Here is a 14,598-nt window from a genome sequence, read left to right on the forward strand (position 1 = left end):
CGGTGCCTCTCTTCGACCTCGACGACGAGGAACGGGTGATCGCCGAGACCGCGGCGGCGTTCGCCGACAAGCGGATGGCCCCGCACGCCCTGGAGTGGGACGCCACCGAGCACTTCCCGGTCGACGTGTTGCGGGCGGCCGCCGAACTGGGGATGGCGGCGATCTACTGCCGCGACGACGTCGGCGGCAGCGCGCTGCGCCGCCTCGACGCGGTGCGCATCTTCGAGCAACTGGCCACCGCCGACCCGACGGTCGCGGCGTTCCTGTCGATCCACAACATGTGCGCCTGGATGGTCGACTCCTTCGGCGACGACGAGCAGCGCGCCCACTGGGTGCCGCGAATGGCGACCATGGAGACGATCGCCAGCTACTGCCTGACCGAGCCGGGGGCGGGCTCGGACGCGGCCGCGCTGGCCACCCGGGCGGTGCGCGACGGCGACCACTACGTGCTCGACGGGGTCAAGCAGTTCATCTCCGGGGCCGGCAGCTCGGACGTGTACCTGGTGATGGCCCGCACCGGCGGGCAGTCCGGCCCGCGCGGCATCTCGGCGTTCCTGGTCGAGGACGGCACGCCCGGGCTGAGTTTCGGCGCCCAGGAGCAGAAGATGGGCTGGCATGCCCAGCCCACCGCGCAGGTCATCCTCGACGGGGTGCGGGTGCCGGCCGACGCGATGATCGGCGGGGAGGGCGCCGGTTTCGGCATCGCGATGCACGGCCTCAACGGCGGGCGGATCAACATCGCCGCCTGCTCGCTCGGCGGTGCGCAGGCCGCCTACACCAAGGCCGCCGCCTACCTCGCCGACCGGCAGGCCTTCGGCGGTCCACTGCTCGATGAACCCACCATCCGGTTCACCCTGGCCGACATGGCGACCGCGCTGGAGACCTCCCGCATCCTGCTGTGGCGGGCGGCGAGCGCCCTGGACGCCGACGACCCGGAGAAGGTCACGCTGTGCGCGATGGCCAAACGCTATGTCACCGACGCCTGCTACGACGTCGCCGACCAGGCGCTGCAGCTGCACGGCGGCTACGGTTACCTGCGCGAGTACGGGCTGGAGAAGATCGTGCGCGACCTGCGGGTGCACCGCATCCTGGAGGGAACCAACGAGATCATGCGGGTGGTCATCGGCCGGGCCGAAGCGGCCCGGGTGCGTGCCGGCGGCCAGTAGCCGAGTGGGAGGAGAGTCGATGACCGACACCGCGAAGGTGGCGTTCCTGGGATTGGGCCACATGGGGGCGCCGATGGCGGCGAACCTGGTCTCCGGCGGCTACCGGGTGGCCGGGTTCGACCCGTCCTCGGCCGCCGTCGACGACGCCGCCGGGCGCGGTGTCGGCGCCGCCGGCTCGGCGGCCGCCGCGGTGGCCGACGCCGACGTGGTGATCACCATGTTGCCCAACGGGGCGGTGGTGAAGGGCTGCTACGCCGAGATCCTGCCCGCCGCCAAAACCGGCGCCCTGCTCATCGACAGCTCGACGGTCTCGGTCGACGACGCTCGCGAGGTGCACGCACTGGCCCGCGAGCACGGCTTCGCCCAACTCGACGCGCCGGTCTCCGGCGGTGTGGCCGGGGCGGCCGCGGGCACCCTGGCGTTCATGATCGGCGGCGAGTCCGACGCGGTGGACCGCGCCCGGCCGGTGCTGGCGCCGATGGCCGGCAAGATCATCCACTGCGGGGCCGCCGGTACCGGCCAGGCCGCCAAGATCTGCAACAACATGGTGCTGGCCGTCCAGCAGATCGCGGTCGCCGAGGCGTTCGTGCTGGCCGAGCGGCTCGGGCTGTCCGCCCAGTCCCTGTTCGATGTGATCACCGGCGCGACCGGCAACTGCTGGGCCGTACACACCAACTGCCCGGTGCCCGGGCCGGTGCCGGCCTCCCCCGCCAACCACGATTTCGCGGCCGGTTTCGCCACCGCCCTGATGAACAAGGACCTGGGTCTGGCGATGGATGCGGTGGCTTCGACGGGCGGGTCCGCGCCGCTGGGCAGCCACGCCGCGGCGATCTACGCGGACTTCGCCACCGAGCACGGCGCCGAGGACTTCAGCGCCGTGATCAATTTGCTGCGCCGCAGCTAGGCGATCAACCTGCTTCGCGACAGCTGAACCGGGCCACCACCCGCTGCGCCTGCAGCTCCCGGCACCCGTCGGCGGACAAACCGTCGTAGCCGTCGGTGTCGGCGAAGATCGCCGGCAAGCCGATGGCCGCGGCGATCCGGGCGCGGGTCTCGGACCCGGCGATCACCAGCGACTCACCGGCGACGATGCCCAGCTCCCACAGCGCCTGCCGGTAGAGCTCGGCGTCGCCGGCCGGACCGGTGAGGTCGTCGGCGGTCACGACCGTCTCGGTCATGCCGTCCCCGATCAATTCCCGCACCCGGGCCTGCACCGCGTCGCGCGGTCCAGCGTCCACGACGGCCACCCAGAGTCCGGTGGCGAACAGGCTGAGCACCAGGTCCACCAGGCCGGACCGGGGCTCGCCGTCGGCGTCGGCAAGGGCATCGATATCGAAGATCACCGCCTGTAGCGGGTACACCTCGGCGTCGTGGTGCACCTGGTCCCACCAGAACGGGCGGCCAGGACCGGTCCATATCGCGCGCTCAGTTGTGATCGTCATGACAGTCAGGGTGCCCGACGCGGGTGCGGGCGTCCTCCCCCATCCGGGGGAACCGCCCGGGGTAGCCCGGGGTACGCCGTCGGGGCGTATTCCGGCCTTATTGTCTTGTCATGCCCGTGCGACTGGTGCTCGTCGACGACCACGAGATGGTCATCGAGGGGCTCAAGGCGATGCTCGCCGCGTTCGCCGACCGGGTGACGGTGGTCGGCCAGGCCATCGGCGCCGAACCCGCCCCGGCGGTCATCGCCGAACTCGACCCCGACATCGTGCTCTGCGACGTGCGCATGCAGGGTGCCAGCGGGCTGGACCTGTGCCGGCAACTGCGTGACCGCGACCCGGACCGCAAGGTGGTCATGCTGTCGGTCTACGACGACGAGCAGTATCTCTACCAGGCGTTGCGGGTGGGTGCGCGCGGCTATCTGCTCAAGAGCATCGCCAGCGACGACCTGGTCCGCCAGCTCGAGCTGGCCCATCGCGGCGACCTGGTGATCGACCCGGGCATGGCCGCCCGGGCCGCCGATACCGCCGCCCGACTGCAGCGCGACGAGTTCTGGCCCGGCGCCCGCCAGGGCCTCACGCAGCGGGAGAGCGAGATCCTGTCCTACATGGTCTCGGGGCTGTCCAACCGCGGGATCGCCACCAAGCTGGTGATCGGCGAGGAGACCGTCAAAAGCCACCTGCGGGCGATCTACCGCAAGCTGGGGGTCACCGACCGGACCGGGGCGGTGGCCACCGCGCTGCGCGAAGGCATCTACCGGTGAGCCGCAAGCCGGTGCGCGGCTCGGAGGCGGTTCGCGAGCTCATCGACAACGACCACGAGTTGGCGCTGCTGCGCGAGCTGATCCAGGCCGCCTCGACCGGGCCCGGCGTCGCGCCGCTGGCCGCGGCCGCCGCCCGGATGATCACCGCCTCCACCGGCGCCGACGTCTGCTTCGTGCACGTGCTCGACGACACCGAGCGGTCGCTGACGCTGGCCGGCGCGACCCCGCCGTTCGACGGCCAGGTCGGCAAGATCCGGCTGCCGCTGGGTTCGGGGATCTCCGGCTGGGTCGCCCAACACCGCGAACCGGTGGTGATCAACGACGAGAAGGAATCCGACCCGCGCTACGTGCCGTTCGAGGCGCTGCGCGGTCGCGACTTCACCTCGATGGTCTCGGTGCCGATGGAGACCGACCCCGGCGGGCTGGTCGGGGTGCTCAACGTGCACACCGTGACGCGCCGGGAGTTCACCGACGGCGACGTGGAGTTGCTGCGGGTCATCGGCCGGCTGATCGCCGGGGCGCTGCACCAGGCCCGGCTGCACCGGCAGCTGGTGGCCCGGGAGCGTGCCCACGAACTCTTCGTCGAGCAGGTGGTCGAGGCCCAGGAGATCGAACGGCGCAGGCTGGCCGGCGACATCCACGACGGCATCTCCCAGCGGCTGATCACGCTGTCCTACCGGCTGGATGCCGCCGCCCGCGCGGTCGGCACCGACCCGGCCGAGGCGTCCGAGCAGCTCGAGGAGGCCCGTAACCTGGCCCGCCTCACCCTGGAGGAGGCCCGCTCGGCGATCAGCGGCCTACGCCCGCCGGTGCTCGACGACCTGGGCCTGGCCGGAGCGCTGGCCAGCCTGGCCCGCTCGGTGCCCGACCTCAGCCTGGAGCTGGACCTGGCCGACATCCGGCTGCCCGAACACATCGAGCTCGCGCTGTACCGCATCGCCCAGGAAGGGCTGCAGAACGTGGTCAAGCATTCCCACGCCCGGCTGGCCCGGCTGTTCTTCGGCGTGACCGACGGGGTGGCCCGGCTGGAGATCACCGACGACGGGGTCGGGTTCGACACCTTCGAGAACCCGCTGGGCGGTGACGAGATGGGCGGCTACGGCCTGCTGTCGATCGCCGAGCGCGCCGAACTGGTCGGCGGCCGGCTCAACATCCGGTCCCGCCCGGGCACCGGCACCACGGTCACCGCGACCATCCCGTTGCCGACGCTCGCCGAGTAGGGCTCGCTCAGCCGTCGCGGATACCCGGCGGGCAGGCGGTCTCGCGGTGCTCGGCGAGCGCAGCAAGAACGTCGCGGCTGGCCTCGGCGAGGACCGCCAGCCGCTCGGGGCCGAGCACCTCGATGAACAGTTCGCGAACCCGGGCGGCATTGGCCGGGGCGCAGGTCCGGATCGCGTCGCGGCCGGCGGCGGTCAGCACGACGTCCGGGTAGCGGTGGGCGCCGTCCTCGCGGCGGACCAGCCCGCGGCTGGCCATCCGGCGCAGATGGTGGGACAGTCGGCTCTTCTCCCAGCGGGTGGCCGCAACCAGGTCGACTGCGCGCATCCGTTCGCCGGGCGCCTCGGACAGGTTGACCAGGATCTCGAAGTCCGGGCCCGACAAGCCGCACTCCTGCTGCATGTGCCGCTGCAGGTGCCGGTCCAGCTGCTGGCGCATCGCGACGAAGGAGCGCCAGGCGCGCTGCTCCTCCGGGGTGAGCCACGGTTCGTCGGTCATCGCCCCACCCTAACCCAGCAGGTTGACACATCAACCCCTATCGGGTGTAGCGTTAGGTTGATACATCAACCTGAGGAAGTGAGTTCACCATGACCGAACCGCCCGTGATCGCCGTCGTCGGAGCCACCGGTTCGCAAGGCGGTGGCCTGGCCCGCGCGATCCTCGCCGACCCGGAACACCGGTTCGCGCTGCGCGCCCTGACCCGCGACCCCGACTCGCCGGCCGCCCGCGACCTCGCCGGCGCCGGCGCCCAGGTCGTGACGGCCGACCTCGACGACGAAGCCGCCCTGCGGGCGGCCTTCACCGGGGCGCACGGCGCCTACGTCGTCACCAACTACTGGGCGCCGCTCCGCCCGGAGCAGGAAGCCCGGCGCAGCCGCGCCGAGATGGAACTCGACCATGCCGCCAACGCGGCCCGGGCCGCAGCCACCGCCGGTGTCACCCACGTGGTCTTCTCCACCCTTGAGGACACCCGGACGGTGCTCAACGGCCGGGTCCCGACCTTCGAGGGCCGTTACACCGTGCCGCATTTCGACGCGAAGGCCGAAGCCGACGCGCTCTTCGTCGAGCACCGGGTGCCGACGACGTTCCTGCGCACGGCGTACTTCTTCGACAACCTCAGCCGCGGCGGGGCACTGGCCCGCGGCGACGACGGCACGCTGGCGCTGACCCTGCCGATGGCCGACAAACCGATGTCCGGGATCGCGGTGGCCGACATCGGGCGCACCGCATTGGGGGTGTTTCGCCGCGGGGCGGAACTGATCGGCCACACGGTGAGCATCGCCGGCGACCACCTCACCGGGGAGCAGTACGCGGCGCAGCTGAGCGAGGCACTCGGGCGGCCGGTGGTCTACCGCCCCCTCGGCTGGGATGAGTACCGGGCGCTGGGGTTCCCGGCCGCGGCCGAGATGGGCAACATGTTCCAGTACTACGCGGAGGATTCCGCGCGGTTCGTCGCCGACCGTGACCTCGACCGGGTGCGGGAGCTCAACCCCGGCCTGCTGTCGTTTCGGGGCTGGCTGGCCGAGCACGCGGGTGACATCCCGCTGCCGTGACCGGAGCGGTTCAGAAGTCCCCGGCGTGCCGGCGCAGCGTGTCGATGGCCGACACCAGTGCCCGCGATTCGGTCGCGGAGATGCCGATGTCGGCGAAGACTTCGTTGTTGAGGGTGTCGGTGGCCGCCTCGACGGTGGACCGGCCCCGCTCGGTGATCGACACCAGCGTGGTGCGCCCATCGGTGGGGTGCGGTAACCGTTCGACCAGGCCGGCGGACTCCAGCCGGCGGATCGCGTGGGTGACGCTGGTGACGTGCACCTGCAGCCGGTCGGAGGCCTTGGCGATGGGCAGCGCCCCGGCGCGGCTGAACGCCAGCAACCGCAGCAACTCGAAGCGGGAGAAGCTCAGTTCGTACGGGCGCAGCGCGGACTCGACTCGGGCCAGCAGGATCTGATGCGCCCGCATCACCGAGGTCACCGCGACCATGCCGTCGGCGACCTCACCCCAGCCGGCGCGCTCCCAGTTGCCGCGCGCCGCGGCGATCGGGTCGGTGCTGTCGGAAGCGGTCACGCTTCTTCTTAACCCATCCACGCTACGGCCGGGCCACTCAGGGCAGGGTCAGGATGCGTGGGCCGTCGGCGGTGGCGGCGACGGTGTGCTCCCAGTGCGCCGCGCGGGTGCCGTCGGCGGTGACCACGGTCCACTCGTCGTCGAGCAGCACCGTCTCGGTGGTGCCCAGGGTGAGCATCGGCTCGATCGCGAGCACCGAGCCGTGCTCGATGCGCGGCCCGCGTCCCGGCGCGCCCTCGTTCGGCAAAAACGGGTCCAGGTGCATCTGGCGGCCGATGCCGTGGCCGCCGAACCCGGCGACGATGCCGAAGGAACGACCCAGGCTTTTCGCCGCGGCGCGGGTGCCGGATTCGATGGCGTGCGAGACGTCGCTGAGCCGGTTGCCGGGCACCATGGCCGCGATCCCGGCCTGCAGCGACTCCCGGGTGGCCTGGGACAGCGCGGCGTCGGCGTCGCTGAGCTCCCCCACCCCGAAGGTGACGGCCGAGTCGCCGTGCCAGCCGTCGAGCACCGCGCCGCAGTCGATCGAGACCAGGTCACCGGCGGCCAGCAGCTCCTCGCGGGTCGGGATGCCGTGGACCACCCGGTCGTTGACCGAGGCACAGATCGACGCCGGGAAGCCGTGGTAGCCCAGGAACGACGGGGTCGCCCCGGCGTCGCGGATCACGGCTTCGGCGATCGCGTCGAGCTCCGCGGTGGAGACCCCGGCCGCGGCGGCCGCGCGCACCGCCGCCAGGGCGGCCGCGACCACCGCGCCGGCGGCGGCCATCGCGTCGAGTTCACCGTCGCTGCGTTGCGGCACCACCCGGCGGGCCCGCAACCGCGACAGCGGAGTCATGGTTACCGGCCCAGGGCGCTCAGGGCCCGTCCGAAGACCTCGTCGACCTCGCCGACGGCGTCGACGGTCTTCAGCTCGTTGCGGTAGTACTCCAGCAGCGGCGCCGTCTCGTCGCGGTAGACCTTCATCCGGTTCTCGATGATCTCGTCGGTGTCGTCGGCGCGGCCGCGGCCCTTGAGCCGGGACAGCAACTCCTCCTGGGAGACCTGGAAGTCCACCACCGCGTCGACGCGGGTGCCGCGGCGGTTGAGCATCTCGTGCAGCGCCTCGGCCTGCTCCAACGACCGCGGGTAGCCATCGAGGATGAACCCGTTCGCGGCGTCCGGCTGGTCGATGCGGTCCTCGACCAGCGCGTTGGTCAGCGAAGCCGGCACCAGGTCGCCGGCGTCGAGGTAACGCTTGGCCTGCAGTCCCAGTTCGGTGCCGGTGGAGATGTTGTGCCGGAACAGATCCCCGGTGGAGATCTGCGGGATACCGAGTTTCTCGGCCAGCTTCACCGCTTGGGTGCCTTTGCCGGCTCCGGGCGGTCCCAGCAGGACGATTCTCACTTGAGGAACCCTTCGTAGTTGCGCTGCATGAGCTGACTTTCGATCTGTTTCACGGTGTCGAGTCCGACGCCGATCATGATCAGCACCGCGGTCCCGCCGAACGGCAGGTTCTGCACCGCGCCGGTGTTGCCGATCTGCAGGAACAGGTTCGGCAGCACCGAGATCACGCCCAGGTAGATCGAGCCGGGCAGGGTGATGCGGCTGAGGACGAAGCGCAGGTAGTCCGCGGTGGGTTTCCCGGGCCGGATGCCGGGGATGAACCCGCCGAACTTCTTCATCTCGTCGGCGCGCTCATCGGGGTTGAACGTGATCGAGACGTAGAAGTAGGTGAAGAAGATGATCAGGCCGAAGTAGACGGCGATGTAGACGAAGTTGGACGGATCCGACAGGTAGGTGCCGACGAGCTTGTCCCACCAGCCGTCGCCGGCCCCGCCGGACCCACCGCTTTGGATCAGCTGGGTGACCAGCTGAGGGATGTAGATCAGCGACGAGGCGAAGATGACCGGGATAACACCGGCCTGGTTGACCTTCAGCGGCAGGTAGGTCGAGGTGCCGCCGTACATCTTGCGGCCCACCATGCGCTTGGCGTACTGGACCGGGATGCGGCGCTGGCCCTGCTCGACGAAGACGACGCCGACGATGATGATCAGGGTGGCCACGCAGACGCCGGTGAACACGGTGCCGCCGCGGCTCTCCAGGATGGACTGGCCCTCGATCGGGATGCGCGCCGCGATGCCGATGAAGATCAGCAGCGACATGCCGTTGCCGACACCGCGCTCGGTGATCAGCTCACCCATCCACATGACCAGAGCGGCGCCCGCGGTCATCACCAGCACGATCACCACCAGGGTGAAGATCGAGGAGTCGGCGATGATCTCGTGGGAGTAGGTGCAGCCCTGCAGCAGGCCGCCGTTGGCGGCCAGCGCCACGATGGAGGTGGACTGCAGGATGGCGAGCGCGATCGTCAGATAACGCGTGTACTGCGTCATCTTGTTCTGCCCGGACTGGCCTTCCTTACGCAGCTCCTCGAAGCGCGGGATCACCACGGTGAGCAGCTGCACGATGATCGATGCGGTGATGTAGGGCATCACGCCGACCGCGAACACCGTCAGCTGCAGCAGCGCACCGCCGGAGAACAGGTTGATCAGTGAGTAGACCTGCGCAGCCTCCCCGCCGCTGACCTCCTCGATGCACTGCTGCACCTTGGGGTAGTCCACCCCGGGTGACGGGATCGCCGCGCCGACCCGGTACAGGACGATGATTCCCAGCGCGAACAGGATCTTCCGTCTCAGGTCGACCGTCCGAAACGCCGAGATGAAAGCCGAGAGCACTCTTCTCCTCCTGCGCAAGCCGAGCTGGTCGTCGCGGCTATGCAAATGGGCTGGTCGGGCCAGCGTCGGACAGTCCCCACGTCACGCGTCGAGCACCCGCAGGCCCGGCCGTGCGGCCTCGCGCGTGAAGCAGTCTATGAGAGTAACAGCCGACCTGGGCGGGGCTGCACACCGCGGCGCTGCACTCCGCCGCGACAACGCATATACTTACCCGGTCTAACTAACTATGGAGGGGGTGGCGACAATGGCACGCACCGACAACGACACCTGGGATCTGGCCTCGAGCGTGGGGGTGACCGCCACGGCGGTGGCCGCGGCCCGCGCGGTCGCCACCCGGCAGCCCGATCCGCTGATCGACGACCGGTTCGCCGCCCCGTTGGTGCGCGCGGTCGGGGTGGAGGTCTTCGCCAAACTGGCCGACGGCGACCTGAGCCCTGCGGACCTGGGCGACGAGGCCGGGCAGGACCTGCAGAACATGATCGCCAACATGGCGGTGCGCACCCGGTTCTTCGACGACTTCTTCACCGACGCCGACGACGCCGGCATCACCCAGGCGGTGATCCTGGCCGCCGGGCTGGACTCCCGCGCCTACCGGCTGGCCTGGGCCGCCGGCACCACCGTCTACGAGATTGACCAGCCGCAGGTCATCGAGTTCAAGACCACCACCCTGGCCGACCTCGGCGCGAAGCCCACCGCCGAACGCCGCACCGTCGCCGTCGACCTGCGCCACGACTGGCCGGCCGCGCTGCGCGCCGCCGGCTTCGACCCCGCCCGCCCCACCGCCTGGAGCGCCGAGGGCCTGCTGGGGTACCTGCCGCCGGAGGCCCAGGACCGGCTGCTGGACAACATCACCGCGCTCTCTGCGCCGGGTAGCCGCCTGGCCACCGAGACCGCCGACCCGGACCCGGCCACCCAGGAGCGGATGCGCCAGCGCATGGCGGCCTCCGCCGAGCAGTGGCGGCGGCACGGCCTCGACCTCGACACGGCGGGGCTGATCTACTTCGGGGACCGCAACGAGGTGGCCGCCTACCTCGGCGAGCATGGCTGGCGGGTGCACGGCCGCGGCCTCGACGAACTGCTGGCCGAGCACGGCCTCGCCCCGGCCGGCGACGACACCGGCTTCGCCGGAATGCGCTACCTGGTTGCCGAGCACGGCACTGCCGGATCCGAAGCCTAGGTGTATTGACCACAAACGTTGTTGACAGTCAGTAAGTACGCTCTCGGATCTACGTGGGATCTTGTCCGCGGGGCAGTCGAGATGAGAGCCGGACAGCGGCCTCCCCGGGGAGCCGTATTCGCCGAGCCGGGTCGGCTCGCTCGTTCTAGGGGGCAATGCACCCGCTATGGGCGCCATGCCGTCGGGTCGGCGGCGGTTCCGAGTCACTGACTCAGCTGAAGGTGCGTCGATAGGTCTGTGGGCTGACGCCGGCGGTGCGTTTGAAGCGGTCGCGGAAGGCGGTGGGCGAGCTGAAGCCGACCTGGGCTGCGATGCGTTCCACGGTGTGCTCGGTGGTTTCCAGCAGGTGCTGTGCCTGGCGGATGCGGGCGCGGTGAAGCCACTGGAGCGGGGTGGTGCCGGTCTGGTCGCGAAAACGTCGAATCAGGGTGCGCGTGCTGGTGCCGGCTTGTGCGGCGATGTCGGTGAGGGTGAGGTCGCGGGCCAGGTTTTCCTGCAGCCAGCCGAGCAGCGTCTCCAGCTCTGAACCCTGTGGTGAGGGTGTGTGGTCGTGAACGATGAACTGGGCCTGTCCGCCTTCGCGTTCGAGTGGCATCACCGACAAGCGGGCGGCATCGGCGGCGACGGCGGAGCCGTAGTCGCAGCGGATCATGTGCAGGCACAGGTCCATGCCCGCGGCGGCGCCGGCCGAGGCGAGGAACTGGCCGTTGTCGACGTAGAGCACGTCCGGATCGACGGTGATGCCCGGGTGCAGGGCGGTGAGAAGATCCGCTGCCCGCCAATGGGTCGTGACGCGGAGCCCGTCCAGGAGCCCGGTGGCAGCGAGGGGGAAGGTGCCCACGCATATCGAGGCGACCCTCGTTCCGGCTGCGGCGGCCGACACCAGGGCGTCGATGACGGGTGGCGAGGGTGGGGCGGTCGGATCGGCGACCCCGGGCACGATGATCGTGTCCGCGTCCTTCAGGCCCTCCAGTCCCCACGGTGCGCGCAGGGCGAATGTTCCGGTGTCGATCTCGTCGCGTTCGGCGCAGACCCGAATCTGGTAGCCGGGCCGTCCATCGGGCAGGCGGGTCCGGGTGAAGACCTCGATCGGTGTGGACAGGTCGAAGGGGATCACCTGGTGCAGCGCGAGAACGGCGATGGTATGCATGGCGGAAAACTACCTCCTCGACGTGCACCGGTTGGGGTGCCGTTTCCAGGAGCACAGCATGTCATCGCACTTATACAAGCCTAGATAAGGCTTGGCGTTTTCCCGTTGAAGCTTGTCACTATTGCCACTGGTGAACTGGGGTGGCAGGTGGTTGACTTCCCGGCGACGGAGCAAAACCGATCCCGGAGGACAGCCCCATGCACGTTCAGGTCGTCTTGTTCGACGGCTGCGACCCGCTCGACGTCATCGCCCCCTTCGAGGTGCTGTATGCCGGTGGTATGGCATCGCAGGGGGCGGTGACGGTGGAGTTGGTTTCCGCGGAGGGACCCCGCGAGGTGATCAGCGGCACCGGTGGGCTGGTGCTGCGCGCCACCACCGCCCTTGATCTTCAGCGGGCGGACATGGTCCTGGTGCCCGGCGCCTCCGGCCGCGTCGGCGAGCCCGGCGAAGTTCCCGAGGAAGAGGTGGGCTCCGGCGAGTGGAAGCAGGATGAGTTCATCCCGGTACTGCTGGGCCGCACGCTGACTACCGACCTTCCCGCGCTGCTGAAGCAGGCGATGGACGACCCGGACGTCACGGTCGCCGCCGTGTGCGGCGGCTCGCTCGTCCTGGCCATGGCCGGTCTGCTGGAGGGCCGCCACGCCACCACCCATCACATGGGCCTGGACATGCTGGACGCCACCGGCGCGCACGCGGTCCGCGCCCGTGTCGTCGACGACGGCGACCTGATCACCGGCGCCGGCGTCACCTCCGGGCTCGACCTCGGCCTGTATCTGCTGGAGCGCGAAGTCGGTCCCCGCGTCGCGCACGCCGTCGAGGAACTGTTCGCCCACGAGCGCCGCGGCACCGTCTGGCGCGCCCGGGGACAAGCTCCCGCCACCCTGTGATCCCATCCGCGCCCATCGCGCCCCCTTCCAACAAGCCCCATCAGAAAGAACATCGTCATGTCTGTTGAAGGCACCTGGAACCTGTCCATCGCCACCCCCATCGGCAAGATCAAAGCTGTGGTCGAACTCCGCCGACAGGACGGCATCTTGACCGGAGTGGCCCACGGAGCCGGTGAGGAGGTACAGCTCAGCGACGTCGCCGTCGACGGCGACCGGCTCACCTGGAAGCAGGCCATCACCAAGCCCATGCGGCTGAACCTGGTCTTCGACGTGACCGTCGACGGGGACAGGCTCAAGGGCTCTTCCAAGGCCGGTCGCCTCCCGGCCTCGAAGGTCACCGGCGAGCGCCAGTCGCCCGTGGAGCAGCAGGCGTGACCAAGCTCCTGCTGTCCGTGCATGTCCTGGCTGCGATCTTGGCCATCGGCCCGGTCGCCGTCGCCGCGAGCATGTTTCCCGCGACGCTGCGCCGCGCCCTGGGCGAGGGCGGCGAGGCTCGCACGACCCTGCGGGTGCTGCACCGCATCTGCCGCATCTACGCAGGAATCGGCATCGTGGTCCCCGTCTTCGGCTTCGCCACCGCGAGCAGCCTCGGCGTTCTCGGCGACGCTTGGCTGATCGTCTCGATCCTGCTGACCGCGGTGGCCGCCGGCGTCCTGGCCCTGCTGATCCTGCCCGCCCAGGACCGCGCCCTGACCGAGGCAGGCAGCCCCGGTGCGTCGCCCAGACCAGCGACAAGGGCGCCGGGGCGCCTTGCCATGATCACCGGAATTTTCAACCTGCTCTGGGCAGCCGTCACCGTACTGATGATCATCCGTCCCGGCTCCACCACAGGAGTGTGACCGTGCATCTGCGTTCGCCGCGCCACCTGCACATCGCGGCTCACGTCGAGTTGATCTCCTTGATCGTGCTGCTGGCCAACTTGTTCACTCTCCATCTCAAGCCCGTGGCGTCGTTGATAGGCCCGGCCCACGGCTGCGCGTACCTGTTCGTGGTGATCGCCACATGGCGCCTCCAGCAGGCGCCTGCCGCGGCCAACCTGGTGGCCCTCGTACCGGGCGTCGGCGGACTCCTCGCGCTGCGCCTGCTTGACCGCGTCGATACGGCCCGCGCTCAGCCGGAAGAAGTCATCCCCTCATGAACCCTGTGTCATCGATGAACTCAGTTCTGGACCCGTCAGCGCTCGGCTTCGTCTGTGTCCCTGAGTTCCAGAACGTGCGCCGTCCAAGCGCTTGGGACACGGCCAGCCACATCAGCCCGTCAGTGACGCAGGCGGCAACGGTGCGGAGGCGATTTCCACCAGAACCATCTCCGGCACCTCAACACCCGCAATGTGTGGCGCCGCGGCGCCCGCCCGGCGCCCCCGTCAGATCCAGGGCCGGGCTCCGAAGGGCCCGGCCCTGTCCGGCAACCGGGTCCGACGAACAACAACGACAGAGGAGCTTGTGTCCCACCCCAATGCCCGGCTCACAGTCCACGGCAGGCGACTGTTGATCGAGCGGGTCCGATCCAGCCGCCCCGTCGCGCACGTAGCCGACGAAATGGGCATCTCCCGGGCCACGGCCTACAAGTGGGTACGCCGTTGGCGCACCGAGGGCGATGTCGGCCTTTTCGACCGCCCGAGTCGGCCCCGGACGACCCCGCACCGCACTGCCTCAGACATCGAGGAACAGGTCTGCACACTGCGGCGGGAACGAAAGCTCGGCCCCGCCCGGATCGGTCCGATCCTGGACATGCCCGCCTCCACCGTCCACCGGGTGCTCACTCGCCACGGGCTGAACCGACTGAGCTGGATAGACCGGCCCACCGGCCAGGTCATCCGGCGCTATGAACGCGCACGCCCTGGCGAGCTGATCCACGTCGACATCAAGAAGCTCGGCAACATCCCCGACGGCGGCGGGCACCGCATCATGCCCCGCCAGCAAGCCGGTGCCAATAGACATGAGGTGAGCCCCCTGTAGTGGTCCAGTCGTTGTGGGACTCTGTTGCCCGAGTGTTCGGGCAGGAAGAATCGACGAC

General features: G+C 69.9%; 17 protein-coding genes and 1 pseudogene. 11 read left to right on the top strand and 7 right to left on the bottom strand.

All coding sequences use genetic code 11. The features are described from left to right. Positions 1-2: 2 nt before the first annotated feature. Together AWC30_RS12940 and mmsB are read left to right on the top strand one after the other, a co-directional pair. On the top strand, positions 3-1,166 hold the full coding sequence (locus AWC30_RS12940; protein ID WP_085110632.1) for an acyl-CoA dehydrogenase family protein: 1,164 nt from the start codon (positions 3-5) through the stop codon (positions 1,164-1,166). Between the two features lie 19 nt (positions 1,167-1,185). After that, the gene (mmsB, locus tag AWC30_RS12945) at positions 1,186-2,070 is read left to right on the top strand and encodes a 3-hydroxyisobutyrate dehydrogenase (RefSeq protein WP_085110633.1); all 885 of its coding nucleotides are present in this window, start codon (positions 1,186-1,188) and stop codon (positions 2,068-2,070) included. A gap of 4 nt (positions 2,071-2,074) precedes the next feature. On the opposite strand, the gene AWC30_RS12950 is transcribed toward mmsB, so the two are convergent. Beyond that, positions 2,075-2,608 (bottom strand): HAD family hydrolase, encoded by a 534-nt coding sequence (locus AWC30_RS12950; protein WP_085110634.1) that lies wholly within the window; start codon positions 2,606-2,608, stop codon positions 2,075-2,077. 110 nt (positions 2,609-2,718) lie between these two features. On the opposite strand from AWC30_RS12950, the gene AWC30_RS12955 reads away from it, so the two are divergent. Together AWC30_RS12955 and AWC30_RS12960 are read left to right on the top strand one after the other, a co-directional pair. Beyond that, on the top strand, positions 2,719-3,369 hold the full coding sequence (locus tag AWC30_RS12955) for a response regulator (protein WP_085110635.1): 651 nt from the start codon (positions 2,719-2,721) through the stop codon (positions 3,367-3,369). Continuing rightward, on the top strand, positions 3,366-4,589 hold the full coding sequence (locus AWC30_RS12960) for a GAF domain-containing sensor histidine kinase (RefSeq protein WP_234808073.1): 1,224 nt from the start codon (positions 3,366-3,368) through the stop codon (positions 4,587-4,589). Before AWC30_RS12955 ends, AWC30_RS12960 begins: the two co-directional genes overlap by 4 nt. A 7-nt stretch (positions 4,590-4,596) precedes the next feature. On the opposite strand, the gene AWC30_RS12965 is transcribed toward AWC30_RS12960, so the two are convergent. Continuing rightward, positions 4,597-5,085: a MarR family winged helix-turn-helix transcriptional regulator gene (locus tag AWC30_RS12965; RefSeq protein WP_085110636.1), complete on the bottom strand. Its 489-nt coding sequence runs from the start codon at positions 5,083-5,085 to the stop codon at positions 4,597-4,599. 89 nt (positions 5,086-5,174) lie between these two features. On the opposite strand from AWC30_RS12965, the gene AWC30_RS12970 reads away from it, so the two are divergent. Further along, the gene (locus AWC30_RS12970; RefSeq protein WP_085110637.1) at positions 5,175-6,140 is read left to right on the top strand and encodes an NmrA/HSCARG family protein; all 966 of its coding nucleotides are present in this window, start codon (positions 5,175-5,177) and stop codon (positions 6,138-6,140) included. A gap of 10 nt (positions 6,141-6,150) precedes the next feature. Here the strand turns inward: AWC30_RS12970 and AWC30_RS12975 are convergent, their stop codons facing one another. The 4 genes from AWC30_RS12975 to secY are packed head-to-tail and all read right to left on the bottom strand — an operon-like array spanning position 6,151 to position 9,368. Beyond that, positions 6,151-6,651 (bottom strand): MarR family transcriptional regulator, encoded by a 501-nt coding sequence (locus AWC30_RS12975; RefSeq protein WP_207568444.1) that lies wholly within the window; start codon positions 6,649-6,651, stop codon positions 6,151-6,153. 37 nt (positions 6,652-6,688) lie between these two features. Further along, the gene (map, locus tag AWC30_RS12980; RefSeq protein ID WP_085110639.1) at positions 6,689-7,489 is read right to left on the bottom strand and encodes a type I methionyl aminopeptidase; all 801 of its coding nucleotides are present in this window, start codon (positions 7,487-7,489) and stop codon (positions 6,689-6,691) included. Between the two features lie 2 nt (positions 7,490-7,491). Continuing rightward, complete coding sequence (locus tag AWC30_RS12985) at positions 7,492-8,037, bottom strand: adenylate kinase (protein WP_085110640.1); 546 nt, start codon at positions 8,035-8,037, stop codon at positions 7,492-7,494. Further along, complete coding sequence (gene secY, locus AWC30_RS12990) at positions 8,034-9,368, bottom strand: preprotein translocase subunit SecY (RefSeq protein WP_085110641.1); 1,335 nt, start codon at positions 9,366-9,368, stop codon at positions 8,034-8,036. The genes AWC30_RS12985 and secY overlap by 4 nt, the downstream gene beginning before the upstream one ends. Before the next feature lie 244 nt (positions 9,369-9,612). Here secY and AWC30_RS12995 point away from each other — a divergent pair, with 244 nt between their 5' ends. After that, positions 9,613-10,545 carry an SAM-dependent methyltransferase gene (locus AWC30_RS12995; RefSeq protein WP_085110642.1) on the top strand — a complete coding sequence of 311 codons (933 nt, stop codon included), beginning with the start codon at positions 9,613-9,615 and terminating at the stop codon, positions 10,543-10,545. Between the two features lie 211 nt (positions 10,546-10,756). On the opposite strand, the gene AWC30_RS13000 is transcribed toward AWC30_RS12995, so the two are convergent. After that, a complete protein-coding gene (locus tag AWC30_RS13000) occupies positions 10,757-11,695 on the bottom strand; it encodes a GlxA family transcriptional regulator (RefSeq protein ID WP_085110643.1) in 939 nt (312 codons plus the stop codon). A 197-nt stretch (positions 11,696-11,892) separates the two neighbouring features. Here AWC30_RS13000 and AWC30_RS13005 point away from each other — a divergent pair, with 197 nt between their 5' ends. The 5 genes and pseudogenes from AWC30_RS13005 to AWC30_RS13025 all read left to right on the top strand — a co-directional run. Then, on the top strand, positions 11,893-12,582 hold the full coding sequence (locus AWC30_RS13005; RefSeq protein ID WP_085110644.1) for a DJ-1/PfpI family protein: 690 nt from the start codon (positions 11,893-11,895) through the stop codon (positions 12,580-12,582). Between the two features lie 57 nt (positions 12,583-12,639). Further along, entirely contained in the window at positions 12,640-12,957 is a 318-nt protein-coding gene (locus AWC30_RS13010; RefSeq protein ID WP_085110645.1) for a hypothetical protein, read from the top strand. Beyond that, the gene (locus AWC30_RS13015) at positions 12,954-13,421 is read left to right on the top strand and encodes a DUF2269 family protein (protein ID WP_085110646.1); all 468 of its coding nucleotides are present in this window, start codon (positions 12,954-12,956) and stop codon (positions 13,419-13,421) included. Before AWC30_RS13010 ends, AWC30_RS13015 begins: the two co-directional genes overlap by 4 nt. Beyond that, positions 13,418-13,720, top strand: a complete 303-nt coding sequence (locus AWC30_RS13020; RefSeq protein ID WP_085110647.1) for a DUF3817 domain-containing protein — start codon at positions 13,418-13,420, stop codon at positions 13,718-13,720. Before AWC30_RS13015 ends, AWC30_RS13020 begins: the two co-directional genes overlap by 4 nt. Positions 13,721-14,024: 304 nt before the next feature. Further along, positions 14,025-14,519 (top strand): annotated as a pseudogene (locus AWC30_RS13025) (leucine zipper domain-containing protein); the annotation flags it as partial. Positions 14,520-14,598: the final 79 nt, after the last annotated feature.

Source organism: Mycolicibacillus trivialis (assembly GCF_002102395.1).
In the GTDB taxonomy this organism is placed as follows: domain Bacteria; phylum Actinomycetota; class Actinomycetes; order Mycobacteriales; family Mycobacteriaceae; genus Mycobacterium; species Mycobacterium triviale.

Bases quoted from the DNA above. Each gene is read 5' to 3' on its own strand.
- mmsB (WP_085110633.1), top strand. From the start codon at position 1,186: ATGACCGACACCGCGAAGGTGGCGTTCCTGGGATTGGGCCACATGGGG.
- AWC30_RS12950 (WP_085110634.1), bottom strand. From the start codon at position 2,608: ATGACGATCACAACTGAGCGCGCGATATGGACCGGTCCTGGCCGCCCG.
- AWC30_RS12955 (WP_085110635.1), top strand. From the start codon at position 2,719: ATGCCCGTGCGACTGGTGCTCGTCGACGACCACGAGATGGTCATCGAG.
- AWC30_RS12965 (WP_085110636.1), bottom strand. From the start codon at position 5,085: ATGACCGACGAACCGTGGCTCACCCCGGAGGAGCAGCGCGCCTGGCGC.
- AWC30_RS12970 (WP_085110637.1), top strand. From the start codon at position 5,175: ATGACCGAACCGCCCGTGATCGCCGTCGTCGGAGCCACCGGTTCGCAA.
- map (WP_085110639.1), bottom strand. From the start codon at position 7,489: ATGACTCCGCTGTCGCGGTTGCGGGCCCGCCGGGTGGTGCCGCAACGC.
- AWC30_RS12995 (WP_085110642.1), top strand. From the start codon at position 9,613: ATGGCACGCACCGACAACGACACCTGGGATCTGGCCTCGAGCGTGGGG.
- AWC30_RS13000 (WP_085110643.1), bottom strand. From the start codon at position 11,695: ATGCATACCATCGCCGTTCTCGCGCTGCACCAGGTGATCCCCTTCGAC.
- AWC30_RS13005 (WP_085110644.1), top strand. From the start codon at position 11,893: ATGCACGTTCAGGTCGTCTTGTTCGACGGCTGCGACCCGCTCGACGTC.
- AWC30_RS13010 (WP_085110645.1), top strand. From the start codon at position 12,640: ATGTCTGTTGAAGGCACCTGGAACCTGTCCATCGCCACCCCCATCGGC.